The 17,326-nt window shown below is 40.3% G+C and carries 11 protein-coding genes; all 11 read left to right on the top strand.

The window, feature by feature from the left end:
• The first annotated feature begins 83 nt into the window (after positions 1-83).
• Positions 84-8,192, top strand: a complete 8,109-nt coding sequence (locus WKI23_RS04660; RefSeq protein WP_369076759.1) for a DUF1542 domain-containing protein — start codon at positions 84-86, stop codon at positions 8,190-8,192.
• A 410-nt stretch (positions 8,193-8,602) separates the two neighbouring features.
• Positions 8,603-9,376 (top strand): TatD family hydrolase, encoded by a 774-nt coding sequence (locus tag WKI23_RS04650; protein WP_368079119.1) that lies wholly within the window; start codon positions 8,603-8,605, stop codon positions 9,374-9,376.
• Positions 9,376-9,936, top strand: coding sequence for a ribonuclease M5 (rnmV, locus tag WKI23_RS04645; protein WP_368079105.1), 561 nt, complete (start codon positions 9,376-9,378; stop codon positions 9,934-9,936). Before WKI23_RS04650 ends, rnmV begins: the two co-directional genes overlap by 1 nt.
• Positions 9,937-10,007: 71 nt before the next feature.
• Positions 10,008-10,907, top strand: coding sequence for an XRE family transcriptional regulator (locus WKI23_RS04640; protein WP_368079104.1), 900 nt, complete (start codon positions 10,008-10,010; stop codon positions 10,905-10,907).
• Positions 10,908-11,175: 268 nt separating this feature from the next.
• On the top strand, positions 11,176-13,206 hold the full coding sequence (locus tag WKI23_RS04635) for a bacteriocin-associated integral membrane family protein (protein WP_368079103.1): 2,031 nt from the start codon (positions 11,176-11,178) through the stop codon (positions 13,204-13,206).
• Between the two features lies 1 nt (position 13,207).
• Positions 13,208-13,849 carry an ABC transporter ATP-binding protein gene (locus WKI23_RS04630; protein ID WP_368079102.1) on the top strand — a complete coding sequence of 214 codons (642 nt, stop codon included), beginning with the start codon at positions 13,208-13,210 and terminating at the stop codon, positions 13,847-13,849.
• On the top strand, positions 13,842-14,150 hold the full coding sequence (locus tag WKI23_RS04625; protein WP_000333263.1) for a hypothetical protein: 309 nt from the start codon (positions 13,842-13,844) through the stop codon (positions 14,148-14,150). The genes WKI23_RS04630 and WKI23_RS04625 overlap by 8 nt, the downstream gene beginning before the upstream one ends.
• Positions 14,151-14,280: 130 nt before the next feature.
• Entirely contained in the window at positions 14,281-15,153 is an 873-nt protein-coding gene (gene rsmA, locus WKI23_RS04620; RefSeq protein WP_368079101.1) for a 16S rRNA (adenine(1518)-N(6)/adenine(1519)-N(6))-dimethyltransferase RsmA, read from the top strand.
• A gap of 1 nt (position 15,154) precedes the next feature.
• Positions 15,155-16,033, top strand: coding sequence for a ribosome small subunit-dependent GTPase A (gene rsgA, locus WKI23_RS04615; RefSeq protein ID WP_368079118.1), 879 nt, complete (start codon positions 15,155-15,157; stop codon positions 16,031-16,033).
• A gap of 10 nt (positions 16,034-16,043) precedes the next feature.
• The gene (gene rpe / locus WKI23_RS04610) at positions 16,044-16,700 is read left to right on the top strand and encodes a ribulose-phosphate 3-epimerase (protein WP_368079100.1); all 657 of its coding nucleotides are present in this window, start codon (positions 16,044-16,046) and stop codon (positions 16,698-16,700) included.
• Positions 16,663-17,325 (top strand): thiamine diphosphokinase, encoded by a 663-nt coding sequence (locus tag WKI23_RS04605; protein ID WP_368079099.1) that lies wholly within the window; start codon positions 16,663-16,665, stop codon positions 17,323-17,325. The genes rpe and WKI23_RS04605 overlap by 38 nt, the downstream gene beginning before the upstream one ends.
• The last annotated feature ends 1 nt before the right edge of the window (position 17,326 follow it).

Below are 17,326 nucleotides of genomic sequence, written 5' to 3'. Positions count from 1 at the left end.
TGGATATATTATAATAAAATAGTATTATAGTTTATTAGTTTTTTGAATAAGAAGAAATAAAAATAAAAAATGGAGATCAAAGAATGAAGTATAAGAGAACGCAGAAACGCTCTAAGCAAATGTGGCAGCGTGTGGAAAAATTCTCAATTAGAAAGTTTAGCTTTGGAGCAGCGTCCTGTTTGATTGGGGCATCTTTAGTTGGAGCTGCTGGGACGGTGCAACCTGTAGAAGCTGCTTTGACATATGAAAAAACAAATGATAATGCAGTCACTTTATATACAAATAAAGGGGACACACCTTATAAAGCTACTGGGAGTGGAGTTCATGATGAAGTAGATGTAGATAAAGAAATTCAAATTGGAGTAGACTGGTCACAATATAGTAAAACAAATCCATATGTAAAAGTCACTTATAAGTTTAATGGTGGATATGGAGCGCAGGCACTTTATCACTACGGTGGAGGACGTCCTGAATTTTGGTTTACAACTCCAATTGGAGTGAAAGAACCGAAACGAGTTACTCTATATAACACTGGTACTGGCTCCCAAGGTCGAGTCATGACTAGTTGGAAAGGCTCTCAAGGCTGGATTTCATTGTCTAACTCTGTCGGCTCGCGTTATCAAAACGCAGAAGCTGCAAAAACTTTAGATGCAGGTGATCCTACTAAATGGGAATGGTACAACGATACAACAGGTGAAAGTGGGAAGACTTACCGTGGGGATCTGGATACGATGTTTTGGTGGCGCATGGGAGATACTATAGCAGGAGCTCCGGGAGACCAAGCTATTTACGAATTGTTTAAGAACAACACCAAGAGTTTCTATGCTGACTGGGAAAAAGCGGCTCACCAAAGCGTTACGATTGAAGCAGAATATGAAGTTGTGGATCCAACTTTAAAAAATGAAAGATATACCTTAGATTTTGGTGCGGGGGTTAAAATAGGGCATTTGGGTTCGCTTAGATCACGCTTTAAAGTTTTAACAGAAAAAGTTCCTGCATTATATAAAAATACTGAATTTTTTGAGCCTAAATTACCAGAAAGACTGGGTGTAGCTAATACTACGAATTTAACACAAAAAGAAAAAGATAGATTAAAGGAAAAAATTTGGGAAGCGAACCAAGATAATACTAGTAGCTCTCTTCCGGAAAGACAAAATAAATTTGTAGATAATTTGAAGGATGGCAAAGAGGGTATTCAAATTGGAAATGACGGAACTGCAACTATTACCTACAAAGATAATTCTACAGATGTAATTCCAGGAACTTCTCTTGTTTATGAAGACCCAAATGCAGCAGAGACGATAGCTGCAGAAAGAAGTGGGTACAGCTATAAGAAAAATCCTTATCCAGTAGATGATATGAGTAACATTAAGGACGATGAGCTTACGAAAGCTTTGGATAATTTTTATACTATAAATGGAATGACACTTAATGGAAGTACCATTGCCAGTGTCGGCGAAGGAGTATCAGATAAGTTCATTGGGAAGATTATCTCGATGCGTCTAAGAAAAGGAGCAGATGATTATGGTAGAGGAATTATTGTAGGAGATGATGCAACGCCAAAACCGTATATCCCTAAAGAGGATTTATTCAAACAAAAGGTTGTATTAGACAATACAGCTATAGTCGCGGCTAGAGAAAAAGGTAAAGCAGCTATTGACGCTTTAACTTTCCTTTCTCCAAAAGAAAAAGAAGTCTTCAAAAAAGACTTGGAAGGTAAAACAAGTCAGGAAGATATAAATTCTGTTGTAAATAAAGCAATTTCAAGAAATTCTGCAAACGAAAAAGGTATAGCAGAGAAAAAACTTGAGGTTAAAAAAGGAATTGATGCCTTAACTTACTTGACTAATGCTGAGAAAGAAGAGTTACGTAAAAAAGTAGATGATCAAGGTATAGCAGACCCTGAGAATGCAGATGGCTCAGAAGGAAAAGCTTTAGACCATACAAAATCTTTGCTTGATAAAATTTTAACTGATGCAACTGCGACTAACTTAGCAAAAGCTAAGGAAAAAGCAAAAGAACAAATTGAGAAAATTAAAGATAGCTTAACTCCGGAAAAAGTAGAAGAATTTAAAAATAAAATTGGAGGCGCCGATTCTGTAAGTAAGATTGAAGAAATTCTCAAAGAAGCGGAAACTCTTAAAGCAAAAAATGAAGCAGATAAAGCAAAGGCTGAAGCTGATAAGTTAAAAGAAGATTATAAAAAGAAAATTGACCAAATCCCTGGATTATCAGAGGAAGATAAGACTAACTATAAAAAACAGATTGATGATGCAACGTCACAAGACGAATTAGACAGAATTATCAAAGATGCAGAAGAAAAAGTAAGTCGTGAGCAAGCCCGTACGGATGCTAAAGATATTATTGATGGTTTAACTCATTTAAACAATGCTCAAAAAACGGAATTGAAGGATCAAGTAGCTACAGCTGAGGGGAAAGAAGAACTTGACCGTATTGTGAATATTGCAAGAGATTTAGATTCTAAGATGGATTCTTTACAGCAATTAGTTACAAAAGCTGATGAAGTAAAGGTTTCTGACAAATATAATTCAGCTGATCAAGATAAGAAAACTGCTTTTGATAAAGCAAAAGATGCAGCTTCAAAAGTAGCTGATAAAACAACAGGAACTTCAGCGGATGCATCAGAGGTATCTACTCTAATTGATAATCTAGCAAAAGCAATTAAAGAGTTAACAGGACAAGAGGTTCCTGTGCCTGTATCGAAAGATGCTTTGAAAGCAGAAATTGCTAAAGCAGATGAAGTTCATAAATCTCTGGCTTATCTTAAAGATACACAAGATAAAAGAGAGGATTATGACAAAGCTCTGAACGATGCAAAAACTCCGTTAGAAGATGACAAAGCGAGTCAAACAGATGTTGATGCTGCACTTGAAAAACTGCAAAGAGCGAGAATTGCTTTATCAGGAAAAGCAGAAGACTTCACATTAGCAGTGACAGATGGAGCAGCAAAAATTTCTGTAGAACCTAAAGCAGATGCGGAATTAGCTGAAGCTGATAAAGATGCAGTAAAAGCTAAAGTAACAGCAAACGGAGAAGCGCTTAAAGATACAGATAAAGTTACATACGGAAATATTACAGAAAAAGATGGTAAGACATACGTTAAAGTAACCGTAACTCGCGACGGTGTTTCAAAAGAAATTGAAGTTCCAGTAGAAGGAACTGAAGCAGCGAAATCACCACTAAAAGATCCTGAAAAAGTAAAAGTTAATGATGTTAATAATCTGTCAGAAGCAGAGACAACTGCAGTAAAAGAGGCGGTTAAGAAAGCAAACACAAACTTAACAGATAACCAAATTTCAGTAGATAATACAGGGAAGGTAACTGTAACATATTCTGACAAATCAAAAAATGAACTTCCTGCATCTAAGACTGTAGAGGCTAAGACAGAAGCAGAAAAAGCATTAGACAAAGCAAAAGAAAAAGCGAAAGCTGACTTAACAAAAGCAGCGGACAAAGAAAAAGCAGAAATCGAAGCAGACAAGACCTTAACAGAAGATCAAAAGAAAACTGAAAAAGATAAAGTAGATAAAGTTAAGGAAGAACAAGAAAAAAATATCGATAAAGCGACAACACCAGAAGAAGTGACAACTGCAACAGAAGAAGGTAAGAAAGCAATCGATGCTGTTCATAAAACTAATGCTGAGCAAGCAACTCCAACAGTAACAGGCGGAGCGGTAGAAATTTCTGTAGATCCAAATATAGCAACAAACGTTGACAGCGAAGCAGATAAAACTGCAATTAAAGATGCGGTAACTGTTCCAGAAGGACAGCCACAACCAGCTAAGAAAGAAATCTTAAATGATGGTGCTATCAAAGACGGCAAAACTCCAGGAACGAAGGTAGTAGAAGTCAAGGTAACATATGGAGACAATAGCTCAGAAGTGCTTGAAGTTCCAGTTGTGAAGAAGGCAGAAGATTTCAGGTTAGCTGTGAAAGATGACGAAAAACCAGCAGAAATTTCAAAAGAGCCAGTAGTAGGAGAAAACTTAACAGAAGATGCAGATAAAGCAGCTGTAAAAGCAAAAGTAACTGCAAATGATAAGGAATTAGATGATACCTATGCTGTAGAATACGAACCAATCAAAGAAAAAGATGGTAAGAAAGTTGTCCCGGTAAAAGTGACACGTGATGGAATTACAAAAACAGTTGAAGTTCCAGTTGTTAAAAAAGACCAAGTATTTACAGTAGGTGTAAAAGACTCAACAAAACCGATTGAGATACCAAATACTCCAACAGTAGGAGAAGACTTAAAAGACGAAGATAAGGAAAAAATCAAAGAAAACTTACTAGTCAATGGCGAGTCGTTAAAAGCTGGTGATAGTGTAGAGTTTGGGAAAGTTACACAAGACCAAGGTAAAACCGTAGTCCCAGTCACAGTAACACGAGATGGTAAGAGTGAAACAATCAAGGTTGAGGTAACTAAAAAATCTGAACCATTTAAGTTGACGGTTACTGATTCAACCCAACCGGTATTGATTTCAAAAGAACCAGTGGCAGGTGATAAGTTAACACCGGAAGACGAAACTTTAGTGAAAAATAAAGTCAGAGTAAATGGTGAGGAATTACAAGCCAATGAAGATGTAACAGTTGGTGTAATCGCCAATGAAGGCGGTAAGTTTGTTGTTCCAGTCACAGTAACACGTGATGGTAAGAGCGAAACAGTCAAGGTTGAAGTAATTAAAAAATCTGATACTACAAGTGATCAAGGTGAACAAAATAATCAGGATGATCAAAGTGGTTTAGCTGGACAAAAAGACGCAGACAAAGCAACTCCAAATGTAAAAGATTCAGTAACTGCAGCAGGAGGAGCCCCAGTAAGCGTTGACCCATCTAATGCTCCTAAAGTAGCAGAAGCAGATAAAAAAGCAATTACAGAAGCAGTAGAAGTACCGAAAGACCAACCACAACCAAAAGATAAACAAGTCAAAAATGACGGAGAAATTGTGGAAGGAACAGGAGCGAATACAGGTAAGAAAGTAGTTGTAGTAGAAGTTACGTATCCAGATGGATCAAAAGACGAAATCGAAGTACCTGTAAGAAAAGCGACTGATACAGACAAAGCAAAAGACCAAGCCAAATCAGACTTAGCACAAGCAGCGGCGAAAGAAAAAGCAGAAATCGACGCAGATGATAAACTAAGCGAAGATGAAAAAGCCAAAGCAAAAGCTAAAGTTGATGAAGTTAAGAAAGCTGCAGAGTCTAACATCGATAAAGCGACAACACCCGAAGAAGTAGCAAAAGCAACAGAAGCAGGTAAGAAAGCAATCGATGCAGTTCATCAAATAACTCCAGAACAAGCCAAAGCTGACTTAACAGGCGCAGCTAACGCAGAAAAAGGTGAAATCGGCGGAGACACAACTCTAACTGATAAAGAAAAAGAAGACTTGAAAGCTAAAGTCGATGAAGTTAAGAAAGCTGCAGAAGACAAGATTGATAAAGCGACAACACCTGAAGAAATAGCGAAAGCGACAGAAGAAGGTAAAAAAGCAATCGCAGATGTTTACAATCCACAAACTGCCAAAGGGCAATCTACAAGTATCTTCAAGCCAGAGTTAGACTTACAAACTGCTTTAGTGTCCGGAAAAGTAACTGTTGAAAAAGGTAAAGACTTAACTGACGAAGAAATCCTAAAACAATTATCACTTGCAGAAGGCTTAATACCGAAAGTTATTTCTAAACCAACTACAACTGAAACAGGAACTAAAGAAGCAGAAGTGGAAGTAACGCTAGCTGACGGAACTAAAGTAACTGTAAAAGTACCAGTTGAAGTAGTTGATTCCTTAGATACAGCTGATAAAGACAACGATCTTGCTAAGGCGAAAGAAGATGCTAAAAAACAAGTAGAAGAAGCTGCTAAGAAAAAACTTGAAGAAATCAAGAAGGATACAGATTTAACTGAAGAGCAAAAGCAAAAAGCTGAAGAAACAATCAATAAAGCTAAAGATGAAGCTAACAAAGCTATTGACCAAGCATCATCAGCAGGAACAGCTAAACAAATTGCAGATCAAGCAAAAGAAAATATTGAAAAATATGATCCAAAAGCTGATGCAGAAGTTAAGAAACCAGATGTAACAAACCTTGATGAAGAAAAAGCGAAAGCAAAAGCTGAAATACTAGAAGAAGCTCAAAAACGCATTAACGAAATCAAGAACAATAAAGATTTATCAGACGAAGCGAAACAAAAAGCTATCGAAGCAATCAATAAGGCCAAAGATAAAGCGATTGAAGACATCAACAAAGGTCAGTCTAAAGATGAAATCAATGCGGCGAAAGAAGCTGGTATTCGTAAGATAAATGAAGTTCAACCAGAGGGCTCTATTGCATCTAAATTCGAACCGAAAGTTCCTGAAAACAAAGTGGAAGTGGAAAATCCAGCAAAACTTTCAGATGAAGAAAGAGAACAAGTTCGTCAAAACATCGAAGGTGCGAACACATTCCCAGACGAAACTAGGGTAGAAGTAAAACCAGATGGAACAGCGGTAATCACATATAAAGATGGTTCAAGCGATACGATTTCTAAAGATAAATTAGTAGCGCCAGCTAACAAAGAGACAGGAACAATCGCGTCAAGAACTGAGCCAGTTATCCCAGGAAAAACACAAGTAGGAAATACTACGAAGTTAACACCAGAAGAACAAGCTGCGGTTAAAAAAGCGGTTGAAGATGCGAACAACTTCCCAGCAGGAACAACAGTAGAAGTAAGACCTGATGGAACAGTAGTCATTACCTATCCAGATAAATCTGTAGATACAATAACAGGGGATAAACTTGTTGAAAAAGGAAGCAAACAAGAAACTCCAAAAGTTCAGACAGATGCAGAGAAGAACCCAGCGCAAGTTCCAGGAAACTTTGTACCTGTTGAAAATACTCACAACTTGACACAGACGGAGCAAGATACTGTAGCAGCTAAGGTTAAAGAAGCAAATCCAGCGGCGACAGATGTTAAGGTATCTAAAGACGGAACAGCGACATTGACATACTCAGATGGTTCAGTCAATACAATTCCAGGAACCAGTCTGGTAGTTCAAAAAGAGGAAACTTCAACACAAGAGCAACCAACAATCGCAGAGAAGACAAAAGTAATCATCCCAGCTAACCCTACAAAAGTAGCAGAAGCTACAAGATTAACAGATGAAGAAAAAGAAGCTGTTAAAAAAGCTGTAGTAGATGCAAATGGATTCGGAAGCGATGTTAAAGTTGAAGTAGCTGGAGATGGCACAGCGACAATCGTCTTTAAAGATGGTTCAGCTATTACAATTCCAGGAAATCAATTGGTAGCACAAGATCCAAAAGCACAAGATAGCACTAAACCGACTGCTGAAAAATCAACTGTTAAAGCGCCTGCTCAAAGAGTAGATGTAAAAGATATAACTCATTTAACAGATGAAGAAAAAGAAAAAGTTAAGGTTGCTATTTTACAAGCAAATGGTTCAGCATTAGACGGAGCGACAATCAATGTAGCCGGAGATGGCACAGCGACAATCACATTCCCAGATGGTTCAGTAGTGACAATTCTAGGAAAAGATACAGTTCAACAATCTGCAAAAGGTGAATCTGCAATTCAAGAACAAAAACCAGAATATACTCCAGAATCAACACCAGGTGGGGATAACGGAGGTAATACTGGAAGCTCAGATGCTAATGCGAATGCAGGCGGTGGTAGCAATGCAGGCGAACCAGCTAACACAGGTTCACAAACCCCAGCTCAATCACAAGCTTCTAAGCAATTAGCAAATGCAAAAGAATCAGCTAAAAATGTCATTGAAAAAGCTGCCAAGGACAAGCAGGATGAAATCAATGGTGCACCGCTTTCTGATAAAGAAAAAGCAGAACTTTTAGCAAGAGTGGAAGCAGAAAAACAAGCAGTTCTCAAAGAGATTGAAAATGCGAAAACTGTGGAAGATGTGAAGGAAGCAGAAACGATTGGAGTGCAAGCCATTGCCATGGTTACAGTTCCTAAGAAACCAGTGGCTCCTAATGTTGCTCCTCAGGCAACAAGTGCACCGCAAGCAACTGCAGGAACAATGCAAGATGTTACCTACCAGTCACCTGCTGGCAAACAATTACCTAACACAGGTTCAGCATCAAGTGCAGCACTTGCTAGTCTTGGCCTAGTGGCGGCAACAAGTGGTTTTGCTTTGCTAGGAAGAAAGACTAGACGTAGAAAATAGGACAGCTAGAAAGTTATATTCTCTACTTAAAGTTAGATTATAAGGGGGATTTGGAGAAATCATCAATCCTAGTGATGGGTGAGAGAAGTGAGAACCAAAGATAATCACATATTTTATACTCAATGAAAATCAAAGAGCAAACTAGGAAACTAGCCGTAGGCTGTACTTGAGTACGGCAAGGCGACGTTGACACGGTTTGAAGAGATTTTCGAAGAGTATTAGATGAATAGGGATGTTCTATCAATATAGTCAATCTCTTTCGTCTCTAACTTGTGGGACAGGAGATGGGCAATATCGAGCCAGAAAAGATAGCAGAATAGCTCTCTATGGAAGAGAGGAGGGAAACCGAAAAATTGGGTGCCCCTCCTCTTTTTTGGTATAATAGAAGATAGAAAATGAGGTTAGAAGAGATGATTTTTGATACACATACACACTTGAATGTAGAAGAATTTGTGGGTCGTGAGGCAGAAGAAATTGCCTTGGCTGCTGAGATGGGTGTAACACAGATGAATATTGTTGGTTTTGATAAACCGACGATTGAGCGTGCTTTGGAGTTGGTGGATGAGTATGATCAACTCTATGCGACTATTGGTTGGCATCCTACAGAAGCTGGAACCTACACAGAGGAGATGGAAGCCTACTTACTTGATAAGCTCAAGCATCCCAAGGTGGTTGCCTTGGGTGAGATTGGTTTGGACTACCATTGGATGACAGCGTCAAAAGAGGTGCAGGAGCAGGTTTTTCGCCGTCAGATTCAGTTATCTAAGGACTTGAAATTGCCTTTTGTGGTCCATACCCGTGATGCGCTGGAAGACACCTATGAGATTATCAAGAGCGAGGGAGTTGGTCCTCGTGGTGGTATCATGCATTCTTTCTCAGGAACTTTTGAGTGGGCAGAGAAGTTTGTCGCGCTTGGTATGACTATTTCCTTCTCAGGAGTGGTGACTTTTAAGAAGGCAACCGATATCCAAGAGGCGGCTAGAGAACTTCCTTTGGACAAGATTTTGGTGGAGACGGATGCGCCTTATTTGGCTCCTGTTCCTAAACGGGGTCGCGAAAACAAAACAGCCTATACTCGCTATGTAGTAGACTTTATCGCAGAATTGCGTGGCATGACGACAGAAGAGCTAGCAATGGCAACGACTGCAAATGCAGAGTGCATTTTTGGATTGGACAGCAAGTAATGAAAGAAAAAATTTCCCAAGTTATCGTGGTCGAAGGTCGCGATGATACGGCAAATCTTAAACGTTATTTCGAGGTAGAGACTTATGAGACTCGAGGTTCTGCCATCAATGACCAGGATATAGAGCGAATTCAGAGACTGCACCAACGTCATGGAGTCATTGTCTTTACAGACCCAGATTTTAATGGGGAGCGGATTCGGCGCATGATTATGACGGCCATTCCAACAGTTCAGCATGCCTTCCTCAAACGAGATGAAGCTGTTCCCAAGTCCAAGACCAAGGGCCGTTCTCTGGGAATTGAGCATGCCAGTTATGAAGACTTGAAAACGGCTCTAGCTCAGGTGACAGAACAATTTGAACAGGAGAGTCAGTTTGACATCAGTCGTAGCGACTTGATTCGCCTTGGTTTTCTAGCAGGGGCAGACAGCCGTAAGCGACGAGAATATCTAGGAGAGACTCTCCGAATCGGCTATTCTAACGGCAAGCAACTCCTCAAACGCCTAGAGTTGTTTGGGATCACCTTGGCAGAAGTGGAAGAAGCTATGAAATCTTATGAGTAGGAAAGATGTAGCCGTTACAATTTTTTAAGTTTCACAGTATTTTTCGAAGCAGGTAGAAGAGGAGGCGTCTGATGTTAATTGGTCAAAAAATTAAAGAGATTCGGATAGAAAAAGGAATTAGTCGTCCAGATTTTTGTGGAGATGAGCAAGAACTGACGGTTCGTCAACTATCGCGAATTGAAAGTGGAGCTTCGCAACCAAGTTTGCCCAAGTTAGACTATATTGCTCGCCGGTTAGGAGTTCCAGCTTATAGCCTTATGCCGGATTTTTCAGCTCTTCCTCCTGCTTATTTAGAATTGAAATACCAGATTTTACGTGAACCAATCTATGGTAAAGAAGAGGAGTACGATAAGAAGGAAGCGTGTTTGGAAGAGATTTATAAAACATACTTTGATAATCTTCCTAAAGAAGAACAATTAGCATGTGAAGTATTGCAGGCGTGTTTGGATACTTCTAGAACTAGAAGGCCTGAATATGCAGAGTTAATACTTGAGGAACATATGCCCGAGATTATAGAAAAAGAAGCCTATTCAATAAATGATATGTTGTTGATTCGTTTGTTTTTTTATCAAATGCTTATTAGAAAAGATCTTGCAAAATTTGTGAATCAAATCGAAAAGATAATGTTCCTTCTTTTGGAACAGAAGAAGATAACTCAAATAGAGAATTACTTTATAATTAGAGATACTCTTATTTCAGGAATGTGTTGTCTTGAAAAGGTAGGAGTAACTGATTGTTTTAATGATTATCTATCGTATTTGCAAGAAATTATGGATAAAACTCAAGATTATCAAAAGAAACCCCTTGTATTTATGTTTTTGTGGAAGCAAGCATTAAGAGAAGAAAGAGATTTTAGTTTAGCTGAATCATTTTATCAGTCTTCTAAAACATTTGCGAAGCTAATTGGAGATGAATTTCTAGTAAAGAAACTGACAGAGGAATGGCAAGAAGATGTAAAAAAATATTTATAAATATCGTGAAGCAATGACAAAAATGTCCTTGTCCTCGTATCAAAACAGTTCTAAAGTTCGTCTTTAGAACTGTTTTTTTATATATAAGCTAAAAATGACACGAAATAGTTCTATTTTAAGGACATTGATGTCCTTGATAGTTCTTGAAAAAACGGATATAATATATTTGAAGTTGTTGCTAGTAGAAAGAAATTAATAAACTTCTTAACATGGCAGTGACTGTGGTCATCTTCTCACTAAGTGACCAAGTAACTTTTTGGAGGAAATGATGAAACGTTTATTTATTTTGATTTCAATGGTATTGGTATCGTTTTATATGGTGATAACTTCCGTTGACCATCGAGAAGAGATTTTATTTGGTAACTATCCCTCTGTTGACGTGATGGGTACTGGGCTAGACCAGCCAGTAGCTGGTCGCGAAGAGGTGACAGAGGCTTTGAGTCACTTGGCAGTAGAGCACAATAGTCTCATCGCCCGTCGGATCGTTGAGCCAAATGAAGCTGGAGAAACACGCTTTACCTATGCCACTTATGGTCAGGGAGAGCTTCCAGAAGGTTTGACCATTTCCTCCGAGGAGAGTGCAGAAACGAGTGATTTATTAGGGTCTTACTTGATTGTGTCAGGGAGTTTGGATGGAGTGAGCTTACAGACCGCCCTGCAAGAGCTTGGTTATAATGGTGTTGTCTCGAATAGAACAGAGGCATTTTCGATGGTCGTCCTCTTGTCTGCTACCCCAATGGGGCTACTGAGTCTAGCTATTTTTCTGCTGACTTTTATGAGTCTGACCCTGATTTATCGGATCAAGTCCCTTCGTCAGGCAGGGATTCGCTTAATCGCTGGTGAGAGCTTGTTTGGGGTGGCTCTTAGACCAGTGTTAGAAGATGTGAGACAGCTTATCTGCTCAGTGCTGCTATCCAGTCTTTTGGGATTGGGGATTCTCTGGTATCAAGGTGCCTTATTTATGGCAACGGTGCAACTGGTCATCATTGCTCTTCTACTTTATGGATTGACCTTGGCAGGGATTTCTACCTTACTAAGTGTCGTCTATCTATTTGGTTTACAGGAAAATAGTCTGGTGGATCTATTGAAAGGGAAACTCCCTCTCAAACGTATGATGACATTGATGATGGTGGGGCAACTCTTGGCCGTGCTGGTGGTCGGCTCGAGTGCGACTGCTCTCCTCCCCCACTACCATGAAATGCAGGAGATGGAGAGAGCTAGCGATAAATGGAGCCAGTCCTCAGACCGTTACCGTCTATCCTTTGGTTGGTCTAGTGCATTTGCCGATGAAGAAGGAATGCGTAAGGATAATCGTGAGTGGCAGACATTTACTGAAGAACGGTTAGCCAATACAGACTCTTTTTATATTATGAGCAATGTTGATAATTTCTCAGATGGAGTAGAAGTGGACCTAGATGGTAATCGTCTCAGTGACTACACACCGTCAGGGAATGTTATCTATGTCTCACCGCGCTATCTGATAGAAGAAAAGATTACCGTTTCTTCAGAGTTTATGGATAAGATGCAAAACTTGTCTGAGGGAGAGTTTGGGCTGATCTTGCCTGAGAGCTTGCGAGAGCAGTCTGCCTACTATCAAGGATTATTTACAGATTACCTGCAAAACTTTTCATCTGAAAGTGTAGAAGTGACGAGTCAGAAACACTACCTCCCACAGGTAAGGCTAGATTTTACAGAAACAGGACAGGAACGTTTCCTCTATAATGATGGGGACAAGACAACACGTCAGTACCTAAAAGATCCGATTATTGTAGTTCTAACGCCACAAGCGACTGGAACAAGACCTGTTGCAGGGATGCTATGGGGAACTACGGCTAATAGTGCCTTGAAACTAAATCAATATGGAGACAGTATCACAGCTCTAAAAGAGCAAGGTCTGTATCACAAGGTCTCTTATTTGGTAAAAAGTCAGCTATTTTTTGCCAAGGTACTAAATGACAAACGGGTGGAGTTTTACTCTCTCCTTATTGGGACGATTTTGACCCTGTCTACGGCTATCTTGTTATTTGATTCCATGAATCTTCTCTATTTTGAGCAGTTCAGACGGGAGATCATGATTAAACGTCTTGCTGGTATGACAATCTATGAGCTTCATGGCAAGTACTTACTGGCGCAAGGAGGAGTTCTCTTGCTTGGTCTAGTCCTATCTAGTGTTTTGACAAGAGATGGTTTGATTAGCGCTCTAGTTGTAGCTTTGTTTACGCTTAACGCCCTCTTGATTTTAGTAAGGCAGGATAAAAAAGAAGAAGCTGGTAGCATGGCAGTATTGAAAGGAAAATAAGATGATTGATATTCAAGGATTGGAAAAGAAATTTAATGATCGAGCGATTTTCTCTGGTTTGAATCTCAAGCTGGAGAAGGGCAAGGTCTATGCCTTAATCGGGAAGAGTGGGAGCGGAAAGACGACTCTGCTGAATATCTTAGGTAAGCTAGAAAAGATAGATGGTGGAAGGGTTCTCTATCAGGGGAAAGATTTAAAAACCATACCCACTCGTGAGTATTTTCGAGACCAGATGGGCTATCTTTTTCAAAATTTCGGCCTTTTAGAAAACCAATCAATCAAAGAGAATTTGGATTTGGGTTTTGTTGGTCATAAAATCTCAAAAGTAGAACGTTTGGAAAGGCAAGTGGAAGCTTTAGAAAAGGTTAATTTAGGGTATTTGGATTTAGATCAAAAAATTTATACTTTATCTGGGGGAGAGGCCCAACGAGTTGCCCTTGCTAAGACTATTTTGAAAAATCCACCCTTGATTTTGGCAGATGAACCAACAGCAGCTCTTGATCCTGAAAATTCAGAGGAGGTTATGAATCTCTTGGTGGATTTGAAAGATGAAAATCGAATCATCATCATTGCGACCCATAATCCCCTAGTCTGGAATAAGGCAGATGAAATTATTGATATGAGGGAGCTTGCTCATGTGTGAAAAAATCCGTATTCGCAGGGTATCTGATTATCCTAGTGCCAGAGGTGGTTTAGAAGATATTCTCATCATGGAAAATATGACCAATCATCTTCTTTTAGTTCAAATCCGAGTGAATGGGTATTTGCTTGATTTTGCTAGTATTGAAGGGCAAAGGCAAAAGCATTATCGTTTGAAAAATTTACCTCAAACGGTGGAACTGACAGTGGATGATGTGGAGGAGGATGTGGATTTGACCCTACCTGAAAATCGAAGTTATCAAGAAGCTGATTTTTTTGAACGGATGTTTCGAGAGAAGCGCTAAGTCCACTTTTAAAGATTTTCAAGACTATCTTTCTTCATGAGGAAAGATAGTTTTTTGGTATGATTTTCACCCCCAAAATACAAGGGGAATGTGTTACAATAGTAGTAACAGATAATAGAAAAGAGAATAGATGAGAATTGCAGATTATAGCGTGACCAAGGCAGTGCTGGAGCGTCACGGTTTTACCTTTAAAAAGTCCTTCGGGCAAAATTTCTTGACGGATACCAATATCCTTCAAAAAATCGTGGATACAGCTGAAATTGATGACCAGGTCAATGTTATCGAAATTGGGCCAGGTATTGGTGCCTTGACGGAGTTTCTAGCTGAGCGTGCAGCTCAAGTCATGGCCTTTGAGATCGACCACCGTTTGGTACCGATTTTGGCAGATACCCTGCGTGATTTCGACAATGTTACAGTGGTCAATGAGGACATTCTCAAGGTTGATTTGGCACAACATATCCAGAATTTCAAAAATCCTGACCTGCCAATCAAGGTAGTAGCTAACTTGCCTTACTATATCACGACGCCTATTCTCATGCACTTGATAGAGAGTGGCATTCCTTTTAGTGAGTTTGTCGTCATGATGCAAAAAGAAGTGGCGGATCGTATCTCCGCTCAACCCAATACCAAGGCTTACGGTAGTTTGTCGATTGCAGTTCAGTATTACATGACCGCCAAGGTTGCCTTTATCGTGCCGCGTACAGTCTTTGTGCCAGCGCCAAATGTGGATTCAGCTATTTTGAAAATGGTGCGTCGCCCAGAACCGGCTGTAGCAGTGGAAGACGAGAAATTCTTCTTTAAGGTTGCCAAGGCTAGTTTTACCCATCGCCGTAAGACCTTGTGGAACAATTTGACAGGTTACTTTGGCAAGACTGAAGAAGTTAAGGATAAATTGACCAAGGCCTTGGATCAAGCGGGCTTGTCACCAAGTGTGCGTGGGGAAGCTCTCAGCTTGGCAGAATTTGCCAGTCTAGCAGATGCACTTAAAGGGCAAGGACTCTAAGATGCAGGGACAAATCATTAAAGCCTTGGCTGGATTCTATTATGTGGAGAGTGATGGTCAGGTTTATCAGACACGCGCGCGTGGGAATTTCCGTAAAAAAGGCCATACTCCCTACGTTGGGGATTGGGTCGATTTCTCTGCCGAGGAAAATTCAGAGGGCTATATTCTCAAGATTCACGAACGGAAAAACAGTCTGGTCCGTCCGCCTATTGTCAATATTGACCAAGCTGTGGTAATCATGTCAGTCAAGGAACCTGATTTTAACAGTAACTTGCTGGATCGTTTCTTGGTTCTTTTGGAACATAAGGGCATTCATCCCATCGTCTATATTTCTAAAATGGACTTGTTGGAAGATAGAGGAGAACTGGATTTTTACCAGCAGACCTATGGTGACATTGGTTATGATTTTGTGACCAGTAAGGAGGAACTTTTGCCCTTGTTAACAGGAAAAGTGACGGTCTTTATGGGGCAGACAGGTGTTGGTAAGTCAACTCTTCTCAATAAAATCGCACCGGACCTCAATCTTGAAACAGGAGAAATCTCAGACAGTCTGGGTCGCGGTCGTCATACTACTCGAGCTGTTAGTTTTTACAACCTCAATGGGGGTAAAATTGCAGACACGCCAGGATTTTCATCGCTGGACTATGAAGTCTCAAGTGCTGAAGACCTCAATCAAGCCTTTCCAGAGCTTGCTAGTGTTAGTCGAGACTGCAAGTTCCGTACTTGTACCCATACCCATGAGCCGTCTTGTGCGGTCAAGCCAGCTGTAGAAGAAGGGACCATTGCCACCTTCCGTTTTGACAACTACCTACAATTCCTCAGTGAAATTGAAAATCGCAGAGAAACCTATAAAAAAGTCAGCAAAAAAATTCCAAAATAAGGAGAAACCTATGTCTCAATACAAGATTGCTCCGTCAATTCTGGCAGCAGATTATGCCAACTTTGAACGTGAAATCAAACGCCTAGAAGCAACTGGGGCAGAATATGCCCATATCGATATCATGGATGGTCACTTTGTGCCACAAATCAGTTTTGGTGCAGGTGTGGTCGAAGCTCTTCGACCACATAGTAAGATGGTCTTTGACTGTCACTTGATGGTGGCGAATCCAGAGCATCATCTGGAAGATTTTGCGCGTGCAGGGGCGGATATCATCAGTATTCATGTGGAAGCAACGCCTCATATTCATGGAGCCCTCCAAAAAATTCGCTCTCTCGGCGTTAAACCTTCGGTTGTCATTAACCCTGGTACGCCTGTTGAGGCGATTAAGCACGTTCTCCACCTAGTTGACCAAGTCTTGGTCATGACAGTTAACCCTGGATTTGGGGGACAAGCTTTTCTGCCTGAAACTATGGATAAGGTTCGTGAGTTGGTTGCCCTTCGTCAGGAAAAAGGTTTGAAATTTGAGATTGAAGTGGATGGTGGGATTGATGACCAAACTATTGCTCAAGCCAAAGAAGCTGGTGCGACCGTTTTTGTAGCAGGTTCCTATGTCTTTAAGGGAGATGTCAATGAGCGAGTACAAACTCTCAGAAAACAACTGGACTAGGGTTGCCGTTTTTGCAGGCGGAGACCGAGGTCACTACCGGACGGATTTTGATTGCTTTGTCGGTGTGGATCGAGGCTCGCTTTGGGTTTTAGAGGAAAAACTTCCTCTCGCCCTAGCAGTTGGGGATTTTGATTCTGTAACGGAAGAAGAGCGACAGTTGATTCAAAAACGTGCCCAGTATTTTGTTCAAGCCCGACCAGAAAAAGATGATACCGATTTGGAATTGGCTCTCTTGACTATTTTTGAGAAAAATCCTCAGGTTCAGGTTACTATTTTCGGTGCTTTGGGTGGCCGTATCGACCATATGCTGGCCAATGTCTTTCTGCCTAGCAATCCTAAGCTGGCACCTTATATGCGCCAGCTAGCGATTGAGGACGGGCAAAATTTGATTGCCTATTGTCCAGAAGGGACCAGTCAACTTGAACCACGTTCAGACTATGACTACCTAGCCTTTATGCCGGTTCGGGATAGTCAGTTGACTATTCTTGGTGCCAAGTATGAGTTGACAGAGGAAAATTTTTTCTTTAAAAAAGTGTACGCTTCTAACGAATATATAGATAGGGAAGTGTCAGTGACTTGCCCAGATGGCTATGTGGTTGTCTTGCATAGCAAGGACAGGAGGTAGG

It is taken from the genome of Streptococcus pseudopneumoniae (assembly GCF_038148955.1).
Taxonomy (GTDB): domain Bacteria; phylum Bacillota; class Bacilli; order Lactobacillales; family Streptococcaceae; genus Streptococcus; species Streptococcus pseudopneumoniae_T.
The sequence above is the reverse complement of the archived record's forward strand: the minus strand, read 5'-3'. Positions and strand labels throughout refer to the sequence as shown.

Bases quoted from the DNA above. Each gene is read 5' to 3' on its own strand.
- rnmV (WP_368079105.1), top strand. From the start codon at position 9,376: ATGAAAGAAAAAATTTCCCAAGTTATCGTGGTCGAAGGTCGCGATGAT.
- WKI23_RS04650 (WP_368079119.1), top strand. From the start codon at position 8,603: ATGATTTTTGATACACATACACACTTGAATGTAGAAGAATTTGTGGGT.
- WKI23_RS04660 (WP_369076759.1), top strand. From the start codon at position 84: ATGAAGTATAAGAGAACGCAGAAACGCTCTAAGCAAATGTGGCAGCGT.
- WKI23_RS04640 (WP_368079104.1), top strand. From the start codon at position 10,008: ATGTTAATTGGTCAAAAAATTAAAGAGATTCGGATAGAAAAAGGAATT.
- WKI23_RS04630 (WP_368079102.1), top strand. From the start codon at position 13,208: ATGATTGATATTCAAGGATTGGAAAAGAAATTTAATGATCGAGCGATT.
- rpe (WP_368079100.1), top strand. From the start codon at position 16,044: ATGTCTCAATACAAGATTGCTCCGTCAATTCTGGCAGCAGATTATGCC.
- WKI23_RS04605 (WP_368079099.1), top strand. From the start codon at position 16,663: ATGAGCGAGTACAAACTCTCAGAAAACAACTGGACTAGGGTTGCCGTT.
- WKI23_RS04635 (WP_368079103.1), top strand. From the start codon at position 11,176: ATGAAACGTTTATTTATTTTGATTTCAATGGTATTGGTATCGTTTTAT.
- WKI23_RS04625 (WP_000333263.1), top strand. From the start codon at position 13,842: ATGTGTGAAAAAATCCGTATTCGCAGGGTATCTGATTATCCTAGTGCC.
- rsgA (WP_368079118.1), top strand. From the start codon at position 15,155: ATGCAGGGACAAATCATTAAAGCCTTGGCTGGATTCTATTATGTGGAG.
- rsmA (WP_368079101.1), top strand. From the start codon at position 14,281: ATGAGAATTGCAGATTATAGCGTGACCAAGGCAGTGCTGGAGCGTCAC.